At 54.6% G+C, this 20,582-nt stretch carries 17 protein-coding genes; 11 read left to right on the top strand and 6 right to left on the bottom strand.

What is annotated here, in order from left to right; all coding sequences use genetic code 11:
- Positions 1–12 precede the first annotated feature (12 nt).
- The gene (locus tag NQT62_RS02465; RefSeq protein ID WP_256762981.1) at positions 13–1,500 is read left to right on the top strand and encodes a glutamate synthase subunit beta; all 1,488 of its coding nucleotides are present in this window, start codon (positions 13–15) and stop codon (positions 1,498–1,500) included.
- Between the two features lie 102 nt (positions 1,501–1,602).
- Here the strand turns inward: NQT62_RS02465 and NQT62_RS02460 are convergent, their stop codons facing one another.
- On the bottom strand, positions 1,603–2,145 hold the full coding sequence (locus tag NQT62_RS02460) for a Spy/CpxP family protein refolding chaperone (RefSeq protein ID WP_256762980.1): 543 nt from the start codon (positions 2,143–2,145) through the stop codon (positions 1,603–1,605).
- A 5-nt stretch (positions 2,146–2,150) separates the two neighbouring features.
- Entirely contained in the window at positions 2,151–2,279 is a 129-nt protein-coding gene (locus tag NQT62_RS02455; RefSeq protein WP_256762979.1) for a hypothetical protein, read from the bottom strand.
- Positions 2,280–2,329: 50 nt separating this feature from the next.
- Here NQT62_RS02455 and NQT62_RS02450 point away from each other — a divergent pair, with 50 nt between their 5' ends.
- Positions 2,330–3,022 carry a response regulator transcription factor gene (locus NQT62_RS02450; RefSeq protein WP_256762978.1) on the top strand — a complete coding sequence of 231 codons (693 nt, stop codon included), beginning with the start codon at positions 2,330–2,332 and terminating at the stop codon, positions 3,020–3,022.
- 16 nt (positions 3,023–3,038) lie between these two features.
- Positions 3,039–4,403 (top strand): sensor histidine kinase, encoded by a 1,365-nt coding sequence (locus NQT62_RS02445; protein WP_256762977.1) that lies wholly within the window; start codon positions 3,039–3,041, stop codon positions 4,401–4,403.
- A 7-nt stretch (positions 4,404–4,410) separates the two neighbouring features.
- Here NQT62_RS02445 and NQT62_RS02440 read toward each other — a convergent pair whose 3' ends face one another.
- The 4 genes from NQT62_RS02440 to NQT62_RS02425 are packed head-to-tail and all read right to left on the bottom strand — an operon-like array spanning position 4,411 to position 9,526.
- Positions 4,411–5,265: a mechanosensitive ion channel family protein gene (locus NQT62_RS02440; RefSeq protein WP_256762976.1), complete on the bottom strand. Its 855-nt coding sequence runs from the start codon at positions 5,263–5,265 to the stop codon at positions 4,411–4,413.
- On the bottom strand, positions 5,262–8,144 hold the full coding sequence (uvrA, locus tag NQT62_RS02435; protein ID WP_256762975.1) for an excinuclease ABC subunit UvrA: 2,883 nt from the start codon (positions 8,142–8,144) through the stop codon (positions 5,262–5,264). The genes NQT62_RS02440 and uvrA overlap by 4 nt, the downstream gene beginning before the upstream one ends.
- Before the next feature lie 33 nt (positions 8,145–8,177).
- On the bottom strand, positions 8,178–8,696 hold the full coding sequence (locus NQT62_RS02430) for a DUF4118 domain-containing protein (protein WP_256762974.1): 519 nt from the start codon (positions 8,694–8,696) through the stop codon (positions 8,178–8,180).
- Positions 8,696–9,526 carry an alpha/beta hydrolase gene (locus NQT62_RS02425; protein ID WP_256762973.1) on the bottom strand — a complete coding sequence of 277 codons (831 nt, stop codon included), beginning with the start codon at positions 9,524–9,526 and terminating at the stop codon, positions 8,696–8,698. Before NQT62_RS02425 ends, NQT62_RS02430 begins: the two co-directional genes overlap by 1 nt.
- Positions 9,527–9,718: 192 nt before the next feature.
- Between NQT62_RS02425 and NQT62_RS02420 the strand changes: the two genes are divergently transcribed.
- The 8 genes from NQT62_RS02420 (at position 9,719) to NQT62_RS02385 (ending at position 20,554) form a co-directional block, all read left to right on the top strand.
- On the top strand, positions 9,719–10,954 hold the full coding sequence (locus tag NQT62_RS02420; RefSeq protein WP_256762972.1) for an MFS transporter: 1,236 nt from the start codon (positions 9,719–9,721) through the stop codon (positions 10,952–10,954).
- A 62-nt stretch (positions 10,955–11,016) separates the two neighbouring features.
- Positions 11,017–11,502, top strand: a complete 486-nt coding sequence (ssb, locus tag NQT62_RS02415) for a single-stranded DNA-binding protein (protein WP_256762970.1) — start codon at positions 11,017–11,019, stop codon at positions 11,500–11,502.
- Positions 11,503–11,709: 207 nt separating this feature from the next.
- Entirely contained in the window at positions 11,710–13,278 is a 1,569-nt protein-coding gene (locus NQT62_RS02410) for a type I restriction-modification system subunit M (RefSeq protein ID WP_256762969.1), read from the top strand.
- Positions 13,271–14,311, top strand: coding sequence for a virulence RhuM family protein (locus tag NQT62_RS02405; RefSeq protein ID WP_256762968.1), 1,041 nt, complete (start codon positions 13,271–13,273; stop codon positions 14,309–14,311). Before NQT62_RS02410 ends, NQT62_RS02405 begins: the two co-directional genes overlap by 8 nt.
- Positions 14,304–15,593, top strand: a complete 1,290-nt coding sequence (locus NQT62_RS02400; protein WP_256762967.1) for a restriction endonuclease subunit S — start codon at positions 14,304–14,306, stop codon at positions 15,591–15,593. The genes NQT62_RS02405 and NQT62_RS02400 overlap by 8 nt, the downstream gene beginning before the upstream one ends.
- A gap of 1 nt (position 15,594) precedes the next feature.
- Positions 15,595–16,833: an AAA family ATPase gene (locus NQT62_RS02395; protein WP_256762966.1), complete on the top strand. Its 1,239-nt coding sequence runs from the start codon at positions 15,595–15,597 to the stop codon at positions 16,831–16,833.
- Positions 16,833–17,435, top strand: coding sequence for a nucleotidyltransferase family protein (locus NQT62_RS02390; RefSeq protein WP_256762965.1), 603 nt, complete (start codon positions 16,833–16,835; stop codon positions 17,433–17,435). The genes NQT62_RS02395 and NQT62_RS02390 overlap by 1 nt, the downstream gene beginning before the upstream one ends.
- A 20-nt stretch (positions 17,436–17,455) precedes the next feature.
- Positions 17,456–20,554, top strand: coding sequence for a type I restriction endonuclease subunit R (locus NQT62_RS02385; RefSeq protein ID WP_256762964.1), 3,099 nt, complete (start codon positions 17,456–17,458; stop codon positions 20,552–20,554).
- Positions 20,555–20,582: the final 28 nt, after the last annotated feature.

Genomic DNA, 20,582 nt, shown 5'->3' with positions numbered 1-20,582 from the left:
AGGATTTAAGAAATGGGAAAAGTCACCGGTTTTATGGAATTTGAACGCCAGGAGGAGCAATACGAGGCTCCCCAGGCGCGCGTGAAGCACTACAAGGAATTTGTGCTGACGCTGACCGACGAACAAGCCAAAGTGCAGGGCGCACGCTGCATGGACTGCGGCATTCCGTTTTGCAATAACGGTTGTCCGGTCAACAACATCATTCCCGACTTCAACGACCTGGTGTTCAAGCAGGATTGGCAGAATGCGCTCAACACGCTGCATTCCACCAACAACTTCCCCGAGTTCACCGGCCGCATTTGCCCAGCACCCTGCGAAGCCGCCTGTACGTTGGGCATTCACGAGGCACCCGTGGGCATCAAGTCGATTGAGCATGCGATTATCGACAAGGGTTGGTCCAATGGTTGGGTGGTGCCCCAGCCGGCTGCTGCAAAAACCGGCAAGAAAGTGGCTGTGGTGGGCTCCGGGCCTGCCGGCATGGCCGCTGCCCAGCAGTTGGCCCGCGTGGGTCATGACGTGACCGTGTTTGAAAAGAACGACCGCATCGGTGGCTTGCTGCGCTATGGCATTCCCGACTTCAAAATGGAGAAGAGCCACATTGACCGCCGCGTCAAGCAAATGGAAGCCGAAGGCGTGACCTTCAAGACCAGCGTGTTTGTGGGCGAAAAACTGGTGGAAGGTGGCATTGCCAACCTGGCCAAAGAAAGCATCAGCCCCAAAGAACTGATGAAGCAGTTCGATGCGGTGATTCTCACCGGTGGTTCTGAAGTGCCGCGCGATTTGCCCGTGCCTGGCCGTGAATTGAATGGCGTGCACTTCGCCATGGAATTCCTGCCCCTGCAAAACCGCGTGAATGCCGGTGACAAGCTGAAAGACCAAATTCTGGCCACCAAGAAAAACGTGCTCGTGATTGGCGGTGGTGACACCGGTTCCGACTGTGTGGGAACGTCCAACCGCCATGGTGCCAAGCAAGTGGTGCAGATTGAACTGATGCCCCAGCCCCCCGAGCATGAAAACAAGCCGTTGGTGTGGCCTTACTGGCCCATGAAAATGCGCACCTCGTCTTCCCACGAAGAAGGTGTTCAGCGCGATTTCGCTGTGACCACCAAGAAGTTCATCGATGACGGCAAAGGCAATGTGAAAGCCGCCCTGTGCGCCAAAGTGGAATGGGTGAAGGACGAAGCCACCGGCCAAATGAAAATGCAGGAAGTGGCTGGCAGCGAATTTGAAATTGCCGCCGACCTGGTGCTGTTTGCCATGGGCTTTACCAACCCCGCCAAGAGCGTGCTGGAAGCCTTCGGTGTCGAGAAAGACAACCGGGGCAACGCCAAAGCCACCACCGATGGTGAAGGCTGCTACCGCACCAACGTGGACAAGGTGTTTGCAGCGGGCGACATGCGCCGCGGCCAGTCGCTGGTGGTGTGGGCCATTCGCGAAGGCCGTCAGGCTGCTCGCGAGGTCGACCAATACCTGATGGGTGCCACTGTATTGCCGCGCTAATCACATCTGGCATTGCAAAGAACAAAACCCCGAAAGGCCTTGTGCCTCTCGGGGTTTTTTCATGGGTTGAGGAGAGTGTGACAACCCATAAAAAGTGGCGAGTTATTTCGCTGGTTTTTTCGCATCACGATCTTTCCAGCGCTGCTCGCGGCGCTCTTCCAGTGCTTTCAGTTTGCTGCGCTGCTCTGGCGTCAATACCTTGTAAATATCATGCTGGGTTTGCAACATGGCCAGCCGGTCATTCAGCTCCTGCTGCTGTTGTTGCTGAATGAGTCGGGTCGCTTTGGCTTGGTCGAAGGTGTCGCTTTCCACCAAGGCCCGCATCTCAGCATGGTGGGCTTTGTGGGCTTCGCGTCGTCCCTCCATCCGGGCATGCTGTTTGTCCAGAATCTGCTTAACCTGTGTATCTTGCTCCGGGGTCAGGTTCAGCTTTTTGAGCATGGCCATGGGGCCGTGTTCACGTCGCTCTGGTCCATGCCCAGGGCCACCCCGCATCTCGTGGGGCGGTGGAGGGGCAGCAGTGGCGTCTCCAGCGTTGGGAGTTGCTGCCTGGGCTGCTCCCCAGGGCAAAGCCAGGGCGAACGCACTGGCGGCCAGCCATCGGTATACATGGCGAGTGTTGGTGTGTTCAACGCGTGTGGTCATGTGCATTACTCCTTGTGTTGTTCATGCAATGGATGCAACTGCATCACGGTGCCCATCTTGCACACCAGGCCTGTAAAGCAGGCCATCAAGCGGGTAAAGAAAAGTAAACCCGCCAGGGTGCAGCTTGGGGCCACTTCCTTTCCAACGGTACACTGTGGGCATTGGTTGACGCGTTTGAAGCCCCATGACTTGCATTCTCCACATTGACGACGACATTGAACTGGGCACATTGCTGTGTGAATACCTGCGTGGTGAAGGGTTTGATGCGGAACATTGTGCTAACCCACTGGATGGGTTGAACCGGATTCAGCAAGGCGGCGTTGACCTGGTGGTGCTGGATGTCATGATGCGTGAGCAAAATGGTTTGGACACCCTGAAAACCTTGCGTCAAAGCAGTGAAGTACCGGTGTTGATGCTGACCGCCCGCGGCGACAATATCGATCGAATTGTGGGGCTGGAGCTGGGGGCTGACGATTATGTGCCCAAACCCTGCATGCCCCGGGAAATTGTGGCCCGCATTCGGGCCATTTTGCGCCGAACTGCCGAGTCGTCCAACAGCACCACTGCACGGGTTGCCCGCACGCTTGGCCCCTTGAGCCTGGATTCCAGCAAACGGAAAGCCAGCCTGAATGAAGAGCCCGTGGAGTTGACCAGTGCCGAGTTCAATGTACTCGAGGTGCTGATGAGTCACGCTGGCGAAGTGGTCAGCAAAGCCCTGCTGTGCGAGCAAGGGTTGGGCCGCAAGCTGGAGCGTTTTGACCGCAGCATTGACGTACACATGAGCGCGCTGCGAAACAAGCTGAACCTGAATGCCACTGACAGCGTGTTGGCGCTGCACACCATTCGCGGGCAAGGTTACCAGCTCAGCTTGCGCTAAAGGCACAGCACCCCCCATGCGCACCCTGTTCTGGAAATTTTTTCTTGCCTTCTGGTTGTGTCTGTTTGTGGCCGCCGGGCTTACCGGCGTGGTGTTGCATGCCTTGCGGGAAGATCCATCCCTTCGTGATCTGGCCGAAGGTCCACGCGCCCAGTTTTTGTTGGAGTCCACCCAGGCAGTGCTGGAGGGCAAAGGGCCCGATGCGCTGAAAGAATTGCTGACCCGCAACCACCATCGCACCGGCGGCCCAGTGCCGGTGTACGCGGTGAGTGAAGATGGTGAGGAACTGCTGGACCGGGCCGTACCCGCCGAGTTGCAGGCGCGCGTACAAAAGGCGCTGGACGCCGGTGACTTGGAGGAATCGGGCATCGTGGTCACCACCGACCCCGATCAAACACGCTGGGTGTTGTTCATTCCCAAACCCAAGCCACCCGTGCCAGGCGATGTGGCCAAGCCTCGAAAAAAACCAGAGCCCCCCTTGTTGCCACCCATGCCGTGGGTGAATTGGCTGGTGGTGTTTGTGGCCAGCATGTTGTTTGCTGGGGTATTGGCGTATTACTTCAGTCGACCATTAACCCGACTGCGAAAAGCGTTTCGTGCCGCATCGGCCGGTGACCTCGGTGTTCGGCTGACCGATGGCAAACACAGCGCTGGCAAAGGCGACGAGGTTGGGCAACTCCTGCAAGGCTTCGATTTGATGGCCCATGAACTGCAGTTGCGCATCAATCAACAAAAGGCACTGCTGCATGATGTGTCGCATGAGTTGCGTTCGCCACTGGCCCGCCTGAATTTGGCCACTGGTTTGGCTCGGCAAAACCCGGCACAACTGGAACAAAGCTTGAGCCGCATTGAGTTGGAGGCAGAGCGGTTGGACAACTTGATTGATGAATTGCTGCGCTTGTCTCGACTGGATTCAGGCTCACAGGGTGAGCCCGAAGCAGAGCAGGATGTGATGGAGCTGCTGACCCAGGTGGTGGAAGATGCCCGGTTTGAGGCGGGGTCCCATGGCGTGGAAGTGCTGTACAACAACGCGGTTGAACACTGGACTGCCCCGTGTGAACCGGAGCTGCTCATGCGCAGTTTTGACAACATTTTACGCAATGCCATCAAACACAGCTGTGCTGGTCAAACCATTCTGGTGGCCGTTGCGGCCCATCCAACAGGCTTGACGGTGTCCATAGAAGACCGTGGGCCAGGTGTACCCTCTGAGTTGCTTTCGAAGATTTTTGATCCCTTCTTCAAGCACGGTGACAAGGCAGGCCAGGGCTTGGGTCTGGCCATTGCCAAGCGGGGTATTGAGCGGCATCGCGGTACCCTGTCCGCTGAGTTGGTTCAACCCAGCGGCTTGCGTTTCATCATTGTGCTGCCCAACGGGATTTAGTCAGTATTCAGGCGCGGTGCAGGGTCATTTGCGGGAAGGGAATTTCCACTTGTTCCCGGTCAAACACCAGCTTGATGCGCCGGAAATACTCCCGGCGGATGGCCCACTGTTCACCACCCACTGTTTTAAACCGGCAGCGGATCACCACGGATGAGTCGCCCAGCATCTGCACACCCATCACCATGAATTCGCCCATCAGCTGGTTTTTCCATGGCTCCTCGTTCAACATGCTTTGGCCCACTTCATCCATCAATGCCATGGCACGCTGCACATTTTCTTTGTAGGCAATGCCCACATCAATCACCGCATACGAAAAGCCCATGGACATGTTGGTGACCGAGCTCACCACCCCATTGGGCACAAAGTGCACATTGCCCTCTGCGTCGCGCAGGCGCACGTAGCGCAGCGTCACTTCTTCCACGGTGCCGGTGCGGTTGTCCAGTGTCACCACATCACCAACACGGATCTGGTTTTCAATGAGCAACACAATGCCAGTGAAGTAATCCTTCACCAGGCTTTGCGCACCAAAGCCCACGGCAATGCCCACCACACCGGCTGCAGCCAGCATGGGTGCAATTGAAATGCCGATGGTATTGAGTGCGGCCAGCACACCCATGATCATGATCACGATGTTGGCCACATACTTGAACACCCGCATCAAGGTCTCGATGCGCTTGCGTTCACCCCGCGTGGCCGCTTTGGCTTGCAGGCGTTTTCCCACCCGGCCAATAAACACTTTCACCACTTTCAACACCACGGCGGCGAGTACCAGAATGAGCACAAACTTGATGCCCAGCGTGGTCCATTCCACCCATTTGGAATCCTCAATCCGGTCCATCCATTGATGCCAATTGAACGTCATGCGGTGTGTCCTCCCTCGCGTTGCTGTTCCATGTGTTTCATCATCTTGCTCAAAAAGCGCCCGGTGTGGCTGGCTTTGTTTTTGGCCACATCCGCCGGTGTGCCTTCAGCCACCACGGTGCCGCCGCCATCGCCGCCCTCCGGGCCCATGTCGATGATCCAGTCTGCACAGCGAATCACATCCAGGTTGTGCTCAATCACGAGCACGGTGTTGCCCTGTTCCACCAGAGGGTTGAGCACCTTCAGCAACAAGGCGATGTCGTGGAAGTGCAGGCCCGTGGTCGGTTCATCCAGAATGTAAAGGGTTTTGCCAGTGTCACGTTTGGACAGCTCCAGCGACAGCTTCACCCGTTGTGCTTCACCGCCCGACAACGTGGTGGCCGATTGGCCCAAGCGAATATAACCCAGGCCAACTTCCATCAAGGTGTGCAGCTTGCGGGAGATGGTGGGTACAGCGGCAAACACCTCCAGCGCCTGTTCTACGGTGAGGTCCAGAATTTCGGAAATGTTTTTGCCCCGGTAGAGAATTTCCAGGGTTTCGCGGTTGTAGCGTTTGCCATGGCACACATCGCAGGGCACGTACATGTCGGGCAGAAAATGCATTTCCACCTTCACCACACCGTCGCCCTGGCAGGCTTCGCAGCGCCCGCCTTTCACGTTGAACGAAAAGCGGCCCACATCGTAGCCCCGTTCGCGGGCGGCGGGTACGCCAGCAAACAACTCCCGAATGGGCGTGAACAGGCCGGTGTAGGTGGCTGGGTTGCTGCGGGGTGTGCGGCCAATCGGGCTTTGGTCCACAGCAATCACTTTGTCGAAATGTTCCAGCCCGGCGATGTGGTCATGTGGGGCCGCTTCGGAATGGGCACGGTTCAGTTGTCGCGCTGCTTCGGCCAGCAGGGTGTCGTTGATCAGGGTGGATTTGCCCGAGCCGGATACCCCGGTGACGCACACAAACAGCCCCACGGGAATGTCCACGGTGACGTTTTTCAGGTTGTTGCCACGGGCACCGTGCACAGTGAGTTTGCGCGCTGGGTCAACCTTGCGCAGGGGCGACAGGCGGTCAATTCTCAACACACCGCCCAGGTATTTGCCCGTCAGCGAATCCGGGTGGTCCAATATTTCCTGAGGCGTGCCTGCGGCCACCACATGGCCACCGTGTTCGCCAGCGCCAGGGCCCATGTCCACCACATAGTCGGCGCAGCGAATGGCATCTTCATCATGCTCCACCACCAGCACCGTGTTGCCCAGGTTCTTTAAGCGCAGCAAGGTTTGAATCAGGCGGTCATTGTCCCGCTGGTGCAGGCCAATCGAGGGTTCATCCAGCACATACATCACGCCGGTCAGGCCTGAACCAATTTGGCTCGCCAAGCGAATGCGCTGGCTTTCGCCCCCACTCAAGGTGTCGGCACTGCGGTTCAGCGTGAGGTAGTTCAAGCCCACATCATTCAAAAACTGCAGACGGGCTTTAATTTCGGAAATGACTTTCTCGCCGATTTGGCCTTTGGCCCCGCGCATCTGCAGGCTGCTGAAATAGTCCAGGCATTTCTGGATGGGTAGCTCGGTCACTTCATGCAGGGCTTTGCGCTGTTCAGCATCGCCAATAAACACGTGGCGTGCGCCAGTTTTCAGGCGCGATCCACCACAGGCCTGGCAAGACCGCACCGCCATCAGCTTGCCCAGTTCGTCCCGCACGGCGGAGGAATCGGTGTCGCGGTGCCGCCGCGCCAGGTTGGTCACAATGCCTTCAAAGGCGTGTGTTTTGCACACCGGCTTGCTGCGTTCACTCAGGTAGGTGAAGGTAATCTCATCGCTGCCCGAGCCGTACAACACCACCTGCTGAACATCATCGGGCAGCTCATTCCAGGGGGTTTCCAGATCGAAGCCGTAATGGGCGGCCAGGCTTTGCATCATTTGGTAATACAGGGCATTGCGCCGGTCCCAGCCGCTCACGGCACCCGCAGCCAGCGACACCTCGGGGTGGGCCACCACGCGCAGCGGATCGAAAAAGGTTTCATGGCCCAGGCCGTCACACACCGGGCAGGCACCCGCCGGGTTGTTGAATGAAAACAGCCGGGGTTCCAGTTCTGTCAGGCTGTAGTCACACACCGGGCAGGCAAACTTGCTGGAAAACAGGGTTTCCTGTTGGCTGTCCAAATTCAGCGCAATCGCTTTGCCATCGGTCAGCCGCAGTGCGGTTTCAAAACTTTCTGCCAGGCGCTGGCGGGCATCCATGCGCACTTTCAACCGGTCCACTACCACGTCCAAATCGTGTTTGTGGTGCTTGTCCAGCGCTGGCAGGCGGTCCAGTTCCACCACCTCGGCCTGGGCGTTGGGCCCCGCTTTCAGCCGCACCCGCACAAAGCCTTGCGCCCGCAGGTCGTTCATCAGTTCGCTGTGTTCGCCTTTGCGCTGGTTCAGTACCGGGGCCAGAATCATCACCTTGGTGTCTTCCGGCCAACCCAGCACCGTGTCCACCATTTCGCTCACGGTTTGCACGCTCAGTTCCAGGTCGTGCTCGGGGCAGCGGGGCGTGCCGGCACGGGCAAACAGCAGGCGAAGGTAGTCGTGAATTTCAGTGACGGTGCCCACGGTGGAACGCGGGTTGTGGCTGGTGGCCTTTTGCTCAATGGAAATCGCTGGAGACAAACCCTCAATCAGGTCCACATCCGGTTTTTCCATGAGTTGCAGAAATTGCCGGGCATAGGCCGACAGGCTTTCCACATAGCGGCGCTGGCCCTCGGCATACAGGGTGTCAAAGGCCAGTGAACTTTTGCCCGAGCCCGACAGGCCGGTGAGCACCACCAGCGAGTCGCGCGGCAAGTCCAGCGAAATGTTTTTCAGGTTGTGGGTGCGGGCACCCCGAATGCGGATGGAATTCATGCAATACAGCAAAAGGACTTGGAGGCCAACCCATTAGTGTAATTGGGTTTTCTCTCCCTGTCCCACCGTCATCCGCAGAGCGTCCATATCCGCCTTGATGCGTTGATGTTCCCGGGCCTGGTGTTGACGCAGGTTATCCATGTAGAGCATGGCCTGGTGACGGGAGTTCATCACTTTCATGACCAGGCTCTGGTGGTAGCGAAGCCGCTGCAAGCGCTCAATCAGCACAATGGCACTTAGCCCGACCAGGGCAAAGTCGCCCAGCGCCCACCACTCATGGGGTGAAATACCGTCGAACACATACACCGACGGCTTGAGCAACCATTGACAGGCCATGAAGCCGGCCAGGGCTGTGAACAGGCCCCAGCGGTAGCCAAATCCGTAGGTGCTGACCAGCCCCACCGTGGCAAACAGGTAAAAAAAATCCACACCATCGGCCCACGGGTTTAACAACCAGTGCAGCACAACTGACAGCAAGATCAGGCCCAATGAGCCCACGAGTTTTTGGTCGCTGCTGTAGGCCGACCAGTCACTGGCATTTCGAATGTCCATCACACACGCTCCCTGGCTTGGCGGCGCAGGCTGCGGCGCAATTCCGGTGACACAATGTCCGGCACATCAAACACCGGGGCTCCCACTGTTGCATTCATCCGTTCTTTGAGAAAGCGTGACACGGCGTGTTTGACCTGCTCCCGTTCATTGTCAACCGTGATCATGTGGTAACAGTCACCCAGGTAAATGAATTCCTTGGTGGCGGCGGCGATGTGTTTAAATGCCCATTCCGGGGTGCGAATGTGGGCCACTTCATCGTCCACCGCGTGGATGAACAGGGTGGGCGATTCAACGGTGTGTAACAGGCGCCGAGTGGCCCGAATCAATTCAAAGCCATTGAGAATCAAGCGGAATTCAAGTGCTTCCACACCCGACTCCGACACATGGTGGGTTTGCATGGATTTTTTGATGATGGCGCGCAGGTCGGTGTTCTTGACACCATATGGCTCTTTTTCCAGCAATTTGAATCGACGCGCAAACGGAATATAGCGGGCCCAGCGCATCAGGCCGCTGTACCAGGGCATGCTCCAGCCATCGTAGGCCAGGCAGATGGACAGCAATACCAGCGCATCCACCTTCACCCGTGCAGCCACTTGCAGGCTCAGCGTGGCGCCCATGGACAAGCCGACCAGGGACACGGTGTTGAAACGCGCTTTCAACTGGCGCAACCGTTGTTCCAGTGTGTGCTGCCAGGCCACATAATCGGCCTCGCCAGTGTTCATGGTGTAACCGGGTATGCAGGGCACCACCACCGAAAACCCCTCACGGTGCAACGCCTGGGCCAGTTTGCTCAATTCAAGCTGGTTGGCCCCCAGGCCGTGAACCAGCACGACACAGTGCGGTCCCGCTGGCAGATTCAAACAATCAATCATCGGACAATCGTGGGTTGGTCAACAACACTGGTGACAGTAAGCCCGAAAAATTAAGTCGATCTTTATTCCTGATACCATATGGGATTGTCGGTCAGTGCCGTTTGAAGAATGTTTGCTGGCACCAGTCCACCCACCGCCCACAGTGTTTTCATGAGCCGCAGCACCACCCCCGACGCTTTCACGATGTTGCCCACCGAGCGCAAAGCCGCCGTCTGGCTGTCCAGCATCTATGCCTTGCGCATGTTTGGCATGTTCATGATTCTTCCCGTCTTTGCCCTGCATGCCAAAGGGCTTCCCGGTGGTAACAACACCAGCCTGGTGGGCTTGGCCATGGGTATTTATGGGCTGGCGCAGGCTTGCATGCAAATTCCGCTGGGTTGGGCGTCTGACCGGGTGGGGCGCAGGCCTGTCATTGTTGCGGGCTTGTTGGTGTTTGCAGCCGGTTGCTTTTTGGGTTTCAAAGCCCACACGGTTGAGCAGCTGGTGTGGGCCAGGGCCTTGCAAGGGGCCGGTGCCATTTCAGCGGCTTTGTCCGCTTTGCTGGCCGATGTCACCCGCGATGAAGTCCGCTCCAAAGGCATGGCCATGATTGGCGCGTCCATCGGGGTTACCTTTGCATTGTCGCTGGTGTTGTCGCCGGTGTTGTACAAGTTTTTCGGTCTGGACGGGTTGTTTGGCCTGACCGGGGTGCTCAGCCTGCTGGCCATTGCCGTGGTTGTGTGGCAGTTGCCCCACGTCACCCTGGAAGAACAAACCCGCAAGTTGGCCGGCAGTTGGGGCGAGTCATTTCGTGTACTCACCCAGCCCGACTTGCTGCGCCTGAACCTGGGCATTTTCATGCTGCACCTCACGCAAATGGCCATGTTCGTCGTGGTGCCCGGTTTGCTGGTCAGTGGTTTGGACCTTCCCCTGGCCCAGCACTGGAAGGTGTATTTGCCCGTGGTGGTGGGCTCGTTCCTGTTGATGGTGCCGCTCATGGTGTGGTCTGAAAAAAAGGCCAAAAACAAGGTGATCAAACTGGGTGCGATTGGCCTGATGGCTGCGGTTCAACTGGGCTTTGTCGTGTTGGCCGAACATGGCTGGGTGCTGGTGGCACTGTTGTTGGCCTACTTCATCAGCTTCAATTTGCTCGAGGCCACGTTACCCGCCTGGGTGTCACGGGTGGCACCACTCAGTCACAGGGGGTTGGCCCTGGGTGTATATAATACATCTCAGGCGTTGGGCCTGTTTGCCGGTGGCGCACTGGGCGGTTTGGCCTACAGGCATGTGGGGGCCCATGGCGTGTTTGAGGGCATCTTGGCGTGTGTGGTGGTGTGGCTGTTGCTAGCCGCTGGTATCCGCGCGCTGCCTGCCCGTGCTGCACCCCAGGCGGTGGCTTCGGCCTGAGCCGTTGTCGTCGCATCCGTTTTCCCGCATTTGAACACTACCATTCTTGGAGCAATTCACACATGGCCTCAGTCAACAAAGTCATCCTGGTCGGTAACCTCGGCAAGGACCCCGATGTGCGTTACCTGCCCGATGGCGGCGCCGTGGTCAATATGTCGTTGGCCACCACATCCAGCTGGAAAGACAAAAATTCAGGCGAAAAGAAAGAAGAAACCGAATGGCACCGTGTGGTGATTTACGGCCGTTTGGCTGAAATTGCTGGTGAATATTGCAAAAAAGGCCGCTCGGTGTACATTGAAGGCCGTCTGAAAACCCGCAAGTGGCAAGACCAGTCGGGCCAAGACAAATACACCACTGAAATTGTGGCTGACCAGATGCAGTTGCTCGGTGGCCGTGACGGCGGTGGTGGTGGCGCGTCCATGGGCGGTGGCGGTGATTTTGACTCAGCACCAGCACCCAGCCGTTCCAGTGGCGGTGGCATGCGCTCTGCACCCCAGCGCAGTGCGCCCCAAAGCGTGGCGGATCTGGACGACGACATTCCGTTCTAAGTCATATCCAGAAGATTCTGTGTATGAAATCCCGGTGGACGATCTGTCTATCGGGATTTTTTGTTTGCCGTTTTTGTGTTTATCCATACGCATCACTGTATGGACTTAGCGTTGAAGCAGTGGGTATTAGTTCAAATTGCGGAGTGGAAGAAAGTCATGGAGAATGCGGCGAACAATATGTAACACGCACTGTAGCGGGAACAATATATGACAAGTATCCAACAACGAGCCGAACTTCAACGCCGCATTTGGCAAATTGCCAACGACGTGCGCGGCGCCGTAGACGGTTGGGATTTCAAACAGTACGTACTGGGAGCGCTTTTTTACCGCTTCATCAGCGAAAATTTTGCGGCCTATATCGAAGGTGGTGACGAAAGCATTCACTACGCAGAGCTTTCCGACCATGTTATTACGCCAGACATCAAAGACGACGCCATCAAAACCAAGGGTTACTTCATCTACCCCAGCCAGCTATTTGCCAATGTGGTCGCTGGTGCCAACACCAACGAAAGCCTGAACACGGACTTGGCCGCCATCTTTGCAGCCATTGAAGCGTCTGCCCTGGGTTACCCTTCCGAGCGCGATATCCGTGGCCTGTTTGCTGACTTTGACACCACCAGCAACCGCCTGGGCAACACCGTTAAAGACAAAAACGCCCGCCTGGCCGCTGTGCTTAAAGGGGTGGCTGAACTGGATTTCGGCGATTCCAAAGCGGGTGATTTTGAAGAAAACCAAATCGACCTGTTTGGCGATGCTTACGAGTTTCTGATCTCCAACTACGCCGCCAATGCAGGCAAGTCGGGGGGCGAGTTCTTTACACCTCAGCAGGTATCCAAGCTAATCGCCCGGCTGGCCATGCACGGGCAAAGCAGCATCAACAAGATTTACGACCCCGCCTGCGGCTCTGGCTCGCTGCTGCTGCAAGCCAAAAAACAGTTTGACGCCCACATCATCGAAGACGGCTTTTTCGGCCAGGAACTGAACCACACCACCTATAACCTGGCGCGGATGAACATGTTCCTGCACAACGTCAACTACGACAAATTCAACATCCAGCTGGGCGACACCCTTACCCAGCCGCATTTTGGCGATGACAAACCCTTCGATGCCATCGTGTCCAATCCACCATATTCCGTCAAGTGGATAGGCAGCGACGACCCCACCCTCATCAACGACGACCGTTTTGCCCCGGCCGGCGTGCTGGCACCCAAATCGAAGGCTGATTTTGCCTTTGTGCTGCACGCGCTGAGTTACCTTTCGGCCAGGGGGCGGGCTGCCATCGTCTGCTTCCCCGGCATTTTCTACCGGGGTGGGGCCGAACAAAAAATTCGCCAATACCTGGTGGATAACAACCATGTGGAAACAGTGATATCGCTGGCGCCCAATCTGTTCTATGGCACCACCATCGCCGTTACCATTTTGGTGCTGTCCAAGCACAAAACAGACACCACCACCCAGTTTATTGATGCCAGTGGCCTGTTCAAGAAAGAGACCAACAACAACGCTTTGCTGGATACGCACATCGACCAGATTATGGCGGTGTTCGACAGCAAAGCGAACATCGATCATTTTGCCAAGTCTGTGCCGTTTGAGCAGATTGCCGCCAACGGCTATAACCTGTCAGTCAGCAGCTATGTGGAGGCCAAGGACAACCGCGAGGTGGTGAACATTGCACAGCTCAATGCCGAGCTGAAAACCACCGTCGCTAAAATTGACCAATTGCGCAAGGACATTGATGCCATTGTGGCGGAGATTGAAGGAGCGCAGGATGAGTAAGCAAGCGGGCGGCGAAATCGTCTTGTACCAACGTGGTGACGCACCGGCCATTGATGTCCGGCTTGACGGTGACACAGTCTGGCTGTCGCTGAACCAGATGGCTGATCTCTTGGGGCGTGACAAATCCACCATCTCCCGGCACATTACCAACGTATTTGCCGATGGCGAGTTGCAGCGAGAGGCAGTTGTTGCAGAAATTGCAACAACTGCCGCCGACGGCAAAACCTACCGCGTGGAGCACTTCAACCTTGATGTGATCATCTCTGTCGGCTACCGGGTCAAGTCCCGGCAAGGCACGCAGTTCCGCATATGGGCCACCGAGCGCCTGCGTGAGTACCTCGTCAAGGGCTTTGCCATGGACGATGCCCGTCTAAAGAACCTAGGTGGGGGCACCTACTGGAAAGAGCTGCTGGACCGCATTCGCGACATCCGCTCCAGCGAAAAGGTGCTGTACCGCCAAGTGCTCGACTTGTATGCCACCAGCGTCGATTACGATCCCAAGGCCGAAGCCAGCCTGCTGTTCTTCAAGACCGTGCAAAACAAACTGCATTACGCCGCCCATGGCCAAACGGCAGCCGAAGTGATTGCTCAGCGCGCCGATGCGGGTAAGCCTTTCATGGGTTTGCTGTCTTTCTCGGGCAGCCAGCCCACCAAGGCTGAAGTAGGCAATGCCAAAAACTATTTGGATGCCAACGAGCTCAAGCGTTTGAACACCTTGGTGTCGGCCTACTTCGATGCCGCCGAATTCCGCGCCATGAACCACGAACCCACCTACATGAAAGACTGGCTGGCGCACCTGACGCAGCTTATCACCGCCATGGGCGGCAAAACCCTGCAAGGCGCGGGCTCGGTCAGCCACCAAGATGCGCTGGCCCACGCCGAAACCGAATACGCCAAATTCCGCGCTCAACAGGCTGCGCAGCCTTCTGATGTGGAAGCAGTGTTTTTGGAGACCGTGAAACAGGTGCAGAAAAAAATCGAAGGAAAAACAAAACCTGGCCGAGGCGGCAAGCAAGGACGGCGCGATGAGTGATACGAATTATTTGGACAGGCTGCTGGATGGGGTTGCGGTGGAGTGGAAGGCGCTGGGGGCGCTTGGTGAGTTGCTTCGTGGCAACGGGCTACAAAAGAAAGACTTCACCGACACAGGTGTTCCCGCCATACACTACGGTCAGATTTACACCTATTACGGCTTATCCACCAAGCAAACAAAATCCTTCGTCTCCCCCGATTTGGCCAAGCAGTTAAGGAAGGTGGATAAGGGTGATGTTGTCATTACAAATACAAGTGAAAACTTTGAAGATGTTGGCAAATCGCTTGTTTATTTAGGAGAGCACCAAGCCGTAACGGGCGGGCATGCCACTGTGCTAAAGCCGGGGAGATGTTTGCTCGGAAAATACTTCGCGTACTTCACGCAAACAGAAGAGTTTTCTGGAGCAAAACGGAAATATGCAAAAGGAACAAAAGTGATTGATGTTTCAGCCACAGACATGGCGAAAATTAAGATCCCCATCCCCTGCCCAGAAAACCCCAAAAAATCGCTTGAAATTCAAGCCGAAATCGTCCGCATTCTGGACGCATTCACCGAGCTTACAGCCGAGCTTACAGCCGAGCTTACAGCCGAGCTTACAGCCCGCAAGAAGCAATACAACTACTATCGTGACAAGTTGTTGAGTTTTGAAGACGGGGAGGTGGAGTGGAAGACGTTGGGGGATGTTACGAAAAAATGGTACTCAGGTGGCACGCCAACAGCTGGCAAACCAGAGTATTACGATGGTGGAGATATTCCTTGGCTAAGAACTCAAGAAGTCAAGTTTTCTGACATCGAGAGCACTGATGTCAAGATTACGCAGAAGGCTTTAGAAAATTCCGCGGCAAAGTGGATTCCAGCAAATTGCGTAATCATTGCCATATCCGGAGCAACCGCGGGTAGGTCCGCGATCAATAAGATACCTTTGACAACTAATCAGCACTGCGGCTGTTTGGCGATTGATAGTGCCAAGGCTTTGTACCGCTACGTCTTTCACTGGGTAAGCTTCAACTATGAAAATATTAAGGCGTTAGGCCAGGGTGCTAGAGGTGATCTGAATTCAAGCATTATCAAAGGCTTCAAACTTCCAATTCCCTACGCTGACGACCCTGAAAAATCACTCGCCGAACAAGCCCGCATCGCCGCCATCCTCGATAAATTCGACGCCCTCACCAACTCCCTCACTGAAGGCTTGCCCCGCGAAATCGAACTGCGCCAGAAGCAATACGCGTATTATCGCGATTTGCTGCTGAGTTTTCCCAAGCCCGAAGACGTAGCGGCATAGCATGGGTAAAACGCTGACGGAAATTGCTCAGCAACTGAGCACACCAAATACCCCGAAGGTTCAACTAATCTACGCCTTCAACGGTACGGGCAAAACGCGTTTGTCGAGAGAATTCAAGCAACTGATCGTACCTGAAACTACCGGCGGTGACGAAAGCGACACACCCGAGTTATCACGCAACAAGATTCTCTACTACAACGCCTTCACCGAAGACCTGTTCTATTGGGACAATGATCTGGAAGAAAATGCTGAGCCCAAGCTCAAAATTCAGCCCAACACATTTACGGATTGGGTGCTGAAGGATCAAGGCCAAGACATGAACGTCATCACGACGTTTCAGCGTTACACCAACGACAAGCTAACGCCACGCTTCAACGCAGAGCGAAAGGAAAAGTCTAAAAACAAAAGCGGTGAAGAAGTAGAAATAACCATTCAAGCCTTCTCAGAAGTCACGTTTTCGATTCAGAGCGGTGATACAACACACTCGGAGAAACTTAAAATTTCCAAGGGAGAAGAAAGCATCTTCATTTGGAGTGTTTTCTACAGTTTGCTTGAGCAGGCTGTTCTCACGCTGAACGATGTTCAACCGGACTATCCCGAACCCACTCCATTTGATGACTTGGAGTATGTGTTCATTGATGATCCCGTTAGTTCTTTGGACGATAACCACGTGATTCAGTTGGCTGTGGATTTGGCGCAGCTGGTTAAATCAAACAAGTCCACTGTCAAGTTTATTATTACAACGCACAACCCACTGTTCTTCAATGTTCTGTGCAACGAGTTCGGCAGCGACGAAAAAACCGACCTCTACAGCTGGAAATCCAAATGGTTCAGCAAGTCACGGTTAGAAAAAAACCAGGATGGTAGTCTTCACTTGGTGCAGCAGCAAAACGACTCCCCTTTTGCATATCATCTGCATCTGCTATCACAGCTTCAGGAAGTCATCAAAAACGGGCAGATCGAGAAGTATCACTTCAATCTGCTTCGGAATGTTCTGGAAAAAACAGCGACATTCCTTGGCTACAAAAGGTGGGAATATCTATTACCGAAAACTGAGGATGGCTTGCCCAATCCGTTTGCAAAGCGGATTGTGAACTACTCAAGTCATTCCAAGCATGCCGCCGAGGAGGTGGCACCACTGAAGCCCGAAGAGAAGCAGGTTCTGGAAAAGCTGGTGAAGGGCTTGATTGAACAACATCGATTTTGTCAGCCCGATGCCAATGGAGAGGCGCATGTGTAATGGGCAAATCAAAAAATCATGAGCCAATAAGGGTCGCAAATATGGATAAAATTAATCAGACCAAGCAGCTGGTCAGCGAAATAAATCGCGTACACCATGAATTCTCAAGTAATTATTTTGAGACCGGTCGAATTCAAAAAATCAACCTCTCCCGCACCATCGCGCATGTGCCCGCGCCCCATATTTACACGTACCGCCTCGCTTTGCACGAAAGCATCAATGATTATCTGATGACGGCGAACATCGACATCAAATATTTTTACCGTGTGAAAACCCGTGAAAGCATTGATGACAAGATTGCACGCTTTTCAAGCCGTGAGGATCAATACCCGGTCAATAACTGGCTGAACGATATTTTTGGTGCACGCATTATCCTAGGCGCAGCAGACGTAAAAACCGTGATGGATTGCCTGGATGATTGGGAAAACGAACTAGAGCTGAAAAACTGGTATTTGCGCGACAAGGAAGGCTATCGCGGTTTGCATGTTTATTTCAAGAACAAAAGCAATTTTTACTTTCCGTGGGAATTGCAAATTTGGGACGCAGCGGACATTCAAAGTAACATTCAAAATCACGAAAAATTCAAGCGCAATTTTGTTTGAGAGCGCACAGGGGGAATCCAGTGGCAGATTACAAAACCATCGCCGAATCCAAAAACTTTATCGTGCTGGACAGCTACACCCGGGAATGGATGGTCGCCGAAAGCTACCAAAGTGAGGGGGATCTGGAGCGTGAGTTTATTCGGGATTTGCAACATCAAGGCTATGAATACCTGCCCGCACTGAACACCCCCGAGGCCCTGCTGGCCAATGTGCGTGAGCAACTGCAAACACTGAATAACGTGCAGTTTGCTGACGGCGAGTGGCAACGGTTTGTGGAAACTTGGTTGGACAAGCCCAGTGATGGCATTGTCGAAAAAACCCGAAAGATTCACGACAACTATATTTTCGACTTTGTGTTTGACGATGGGCGTATACAGAATATCTACCTGCTGGACAAAAAAAATATTGCCCGCAACAAGGTACAGGTGATCAAGCAGTTTGAGCAGACCGGCACGCATGCCAACCGTTATGACGTCACGATTCTGGTCAATGGCCTGCCACTGGTGCAGGTGGAGCTGAAGAAGCGCGGTGTGGCCATTCGCGAAGCTTTTAACCAGGTGCACCGCTACAGCAAAGAAAGCTTTAACAGCAATCACTCCCTGTTCAAGTATTTGCAGCTGTTTGTAATTTCCAACGGCACCGACAGCCGTTACTTTGCCAACACCACGCAGCGCAACAAGAATAGCTTCGACTTCACCATGAACTGGGCCAGGGCGGACAACACGCTCATCAAGGACCTGAAAGACTTCACAGCCACCTTCTTTCAAAAACACACATTGCTCAGTGTGCTGCTGCGTTACTCCGTGTTTGACACCAGCGACACCTTGCTGGTAATGCGGCCGTACCAAATTGCCGCCACGGAACGCATTCTGTGGAAGATCAAGAGCAGTCATCAGACCAAAAACTGGAGCAACACGGAAAGCGGCGGCTTTATCTGGCACACCACGGGCTCAGGCAAGACATTGACCAGCTTTAAGGCCGCGCGCTTGGCCACCGAGCTTGAATTCATCGACAAAGTATTTTTCGTGGTAGACCGCAAGGATTTGGATTACCAGACCATGAAGGAATATCAGCGCTTTTCGCCGGACAGCGTGAATGGCTCGGACAGCACGGCGGGGTTGAAGCGTAACCTGGAGAAAGACGACAACAAGATTATTGTCACCACCATCCAGAAGCTGAACAACCTGATGAAGAGCGAGGCTGACCTGCCCGTTTACCGTAAGCAGGTGGTGTTTATTTTTGATGAGTGCCACCGCAGCCAGTTTGGTGAAGCGCAGAAGAATTTGAGGAAGAAGTTTAAACGGTTCTGCCAGTTTGGTTTCACTGGCACGCCGATATTCACGGATAACGCACTGGGTGCAGAGACCACCGCCAGTGTGTTTGGGCGGGAGCTGCACTCCTACGTCATCACCGACGCAATCCGCGATGAAAAGGTATTGAAGTTCAAGGTGGACTACAACGCCGTACGCCCGCAGTTCAAGGCCATCGAGACCGAGCAGGATGAGAAAAAACTGAGTGCCGCAGAAAACAAGGAGGCCCTGCTTCACCCTGACCGCATACGCGAAATCACGCAGTACATCCTGAACAACTTTCGGCAAAAAACCCACCGCCTGCAAGCGGGCAACAAGGGCTTCAACGCCATGTTTGCCGTCAGCAGCGTGGACGCTGCAAAGCTGTATTACGAGTCTTTCAGGGAGTTGCAGAAGGGCGGCGACAGGCGATTAAAGGTGGCCACCATCTTCTCGTTCGCTGCCAACGAGGAGCAGGATGCGATTGGCGACATTCAGGACGAAAGCTTTGATGTGTCTGCCATGAACAGCAGCGCCAAGGAGTTCTTGAGCGCAGCCATTGCAGATTACAACGCACTATTCAAAACCAATTTTAGCGTGGACAGCAATGGCTTCCAGAACTACTACCGTGATCTGGCCAAGCAGGTAAAAGCCAAAGAAATCGACTTGTTGATTGTGGTGGGTATGTTCCTGACCGGCTTCGATGCCCCCACACTGAACACTTTGTTTGTGGATAAAAACCTGCGCTTCCATGGGCTGATGCAGGCGTACTCGCGCACCAACCGCATTTTTGATGCCACCAAAACCTTCGGAAATATTGTTACCTTCCGCGACCTGGAGCAGGCGACCATTGATGCCATCACCCTGTTTGGCGACAAAAACACCAAGAACGTGGTGCTGGAGAAGAGCTACAAAGAGTACATGGAAGGCTTCACCGATGCGGCCACTGGTGAGGCGCGGCGGGGCTTTATGGATGTGGTGCGGGAACTGGAAGCACGCTTTCCCGACCCCTCGGCCATTGAAAAGGAGTCCGATAAAAAAGCTTTCGCCAAGCTGTTCGGTGAATATCTGCGCGCAGAGAATATCCTTCAGAATTATGACGAATTTGCCAGTTTGAAAGCCTTGCAAAGCGTCGATCTTGCCGACCCTGCCGCAGTGGAGGCGTTTAAGGCCAAGCACTATCTGAGTGATGAAGACCTGACCGCGATCCAAGCCATCACACTCCCAGCCGAACGGAAGGTGCAGGACTACCGCTCGACCTACAACGATGTACGCGACTGGCTACGCCGAGAGAGGGCGGGGGCCGAGAAAGAAAAATCCACGATCGATTGGGATGATGTGGTCTTTGAGGTGGATCTGCTCAAATCACAGGAAATCAATCTGGATTACATCCTGGAGCTGATTTTTGAGCACAACAAGAAAATTAAGAGCAAGTCTGAGCTGGTGGATGAAGTACGCCGAGTCATACGAGCGAGCTTGGGCAACCGCGCCAAAGAGAGCTTGCTGGTGGACTTCATCAACCAGACGGATCTAGACCAAATCAACGACAAAGCCAGTGTGATTGATGCGTTCTTCACCTTTGCCCAAGCCGAACAGCAGCGTGAAGCGCAGGAATTGATCAGCACTGAGGGCCTCAACGCCGAGGCGGCCAAACGCTATATTGCTGCCTCGCTCAAGCGGGAATTTGCCAGTGAAAGCGGTACAGAGCTTAATGCTGTACTGCCTAAAATGAGCCCGCTCAATCCGCAATACTTGACTAAAAAGCAAGGTGTTTTCCGGAAAATTGCGGCCTTTGTGGAAAAGTTCAAGGGGGTGGGTGGAGCGATTTGATTGAATTTAGATTATTTTCAGTGTGGTA

This window comes from Limnobacter humi (assembly GCF_024518835.1).
Lineage (GTDB): Bacteria > Pseudomonadota > Gammaproteobacteria > Burkholderiales > Burkholderiaceae_B > Limnobacter > Limnobacter humi.
The sequence above is the reverse complement of the archived record's forward strand: the minus strand, read 5'-3'. Positions and strand labels throughout refer to the sequence as shown.

Bases quoted from the DNA above. Each gene is read 5' to 3' on its own strand.
- NQT62_RS02465 (WP_256762981.1), top strand. From the start codon at position 13: ATGGGAAAAGTCACCGGTTTTATGGAATTTGAACGCCAGGAGGAGCAA.
- NQT62_RS02460 (WP_256762980.1), bottom strand. From the start codon at position 2,145: ATGACCACACGCGTTGAACACACCAACACTCGCCATGTATACCGATGG.
- NQT62_RS02450 (WP_256762978.1), top strand. From the start codon at position 2,330: ATGACTTGCATTCTCCACATTGACGACGACATTGAACTGGGCACATTG.
- NQT62_RS02445 (WP_256762977.1), top strand. From the start codon at position 3,039: ATGCGCACCCTGTTCTGGAAATTTTTTCTTGCCTTCTGGTTGTGTCTG.
- NQT62_RS02440 (WP_256762976.1), bottom strand. From the start codon at position 5,265: ATGACGTTCAATTGGCATCAATGGATGGACCGGATTGAGGATTCCAAA.
- uvrA (WP_256762975.1), bottom strand. From the start codon at position 8,144: ATGAATTCCATCCGCATTCGGGGTGCCCGCACCCACAACCTGAAAAAC.
- NQT62_RS02430 (WP_256762974.1), bottom strand. From the start codon at position 8,696: ATGGACATTCGAAATGCCAGTGACTGGTCGGCCTACAGCAGCGACCAA.
- NQT62_RS02420 (WP_256762972.1), top strand. From the start codon at position 9,719: ATGAGCCGCAGCACCACCCCCGACGCTTTCACGATGTTGCCCACCGAG.
- ssb (WP_256762970.1), top strand. From the start codon at position 11,017: ATGGCCTCAGTCAACAAAGTCATCCTGGTCGGTAACCTCGGCAAGGAC.
- NQT62_RS02410 (WP_256762969.1), top strand. From the start codon at position 11,710: ATGACAAGTATCCAACAACGAGCCGAACTTCAACGCCGCATTTGGCAA.
- NQT62_RS02405 (WP_256762968.1), top strand. From the start codon at position 13,271: ATGAGTAAGCAAGCGGGCGGCGAAATCGTCTTGTACCAACGTGGTGAC.
- NQT62_RS02400 (WP_256762967.1), top strand. From the start codon at position 14,304: ATGAGTGATACGAATTATTTGGACAGGCTGCTGGATGGGGTTGCGGTG.
- NQT62_RS02395 (WP_256762966.1), top strand. From the start codon at position 15,595: ATGGGTAAAACGCTGACGGAAATTGCTCAGCAACTGAGCACACCAAAT.
- NQT62_RS02390 (WP_256762965.1), top strand. From the start codon at position 16,833: ATGGGCAAATCAAAAAATCATGAGCCAATAAGGGTCGCAAATATGGAT.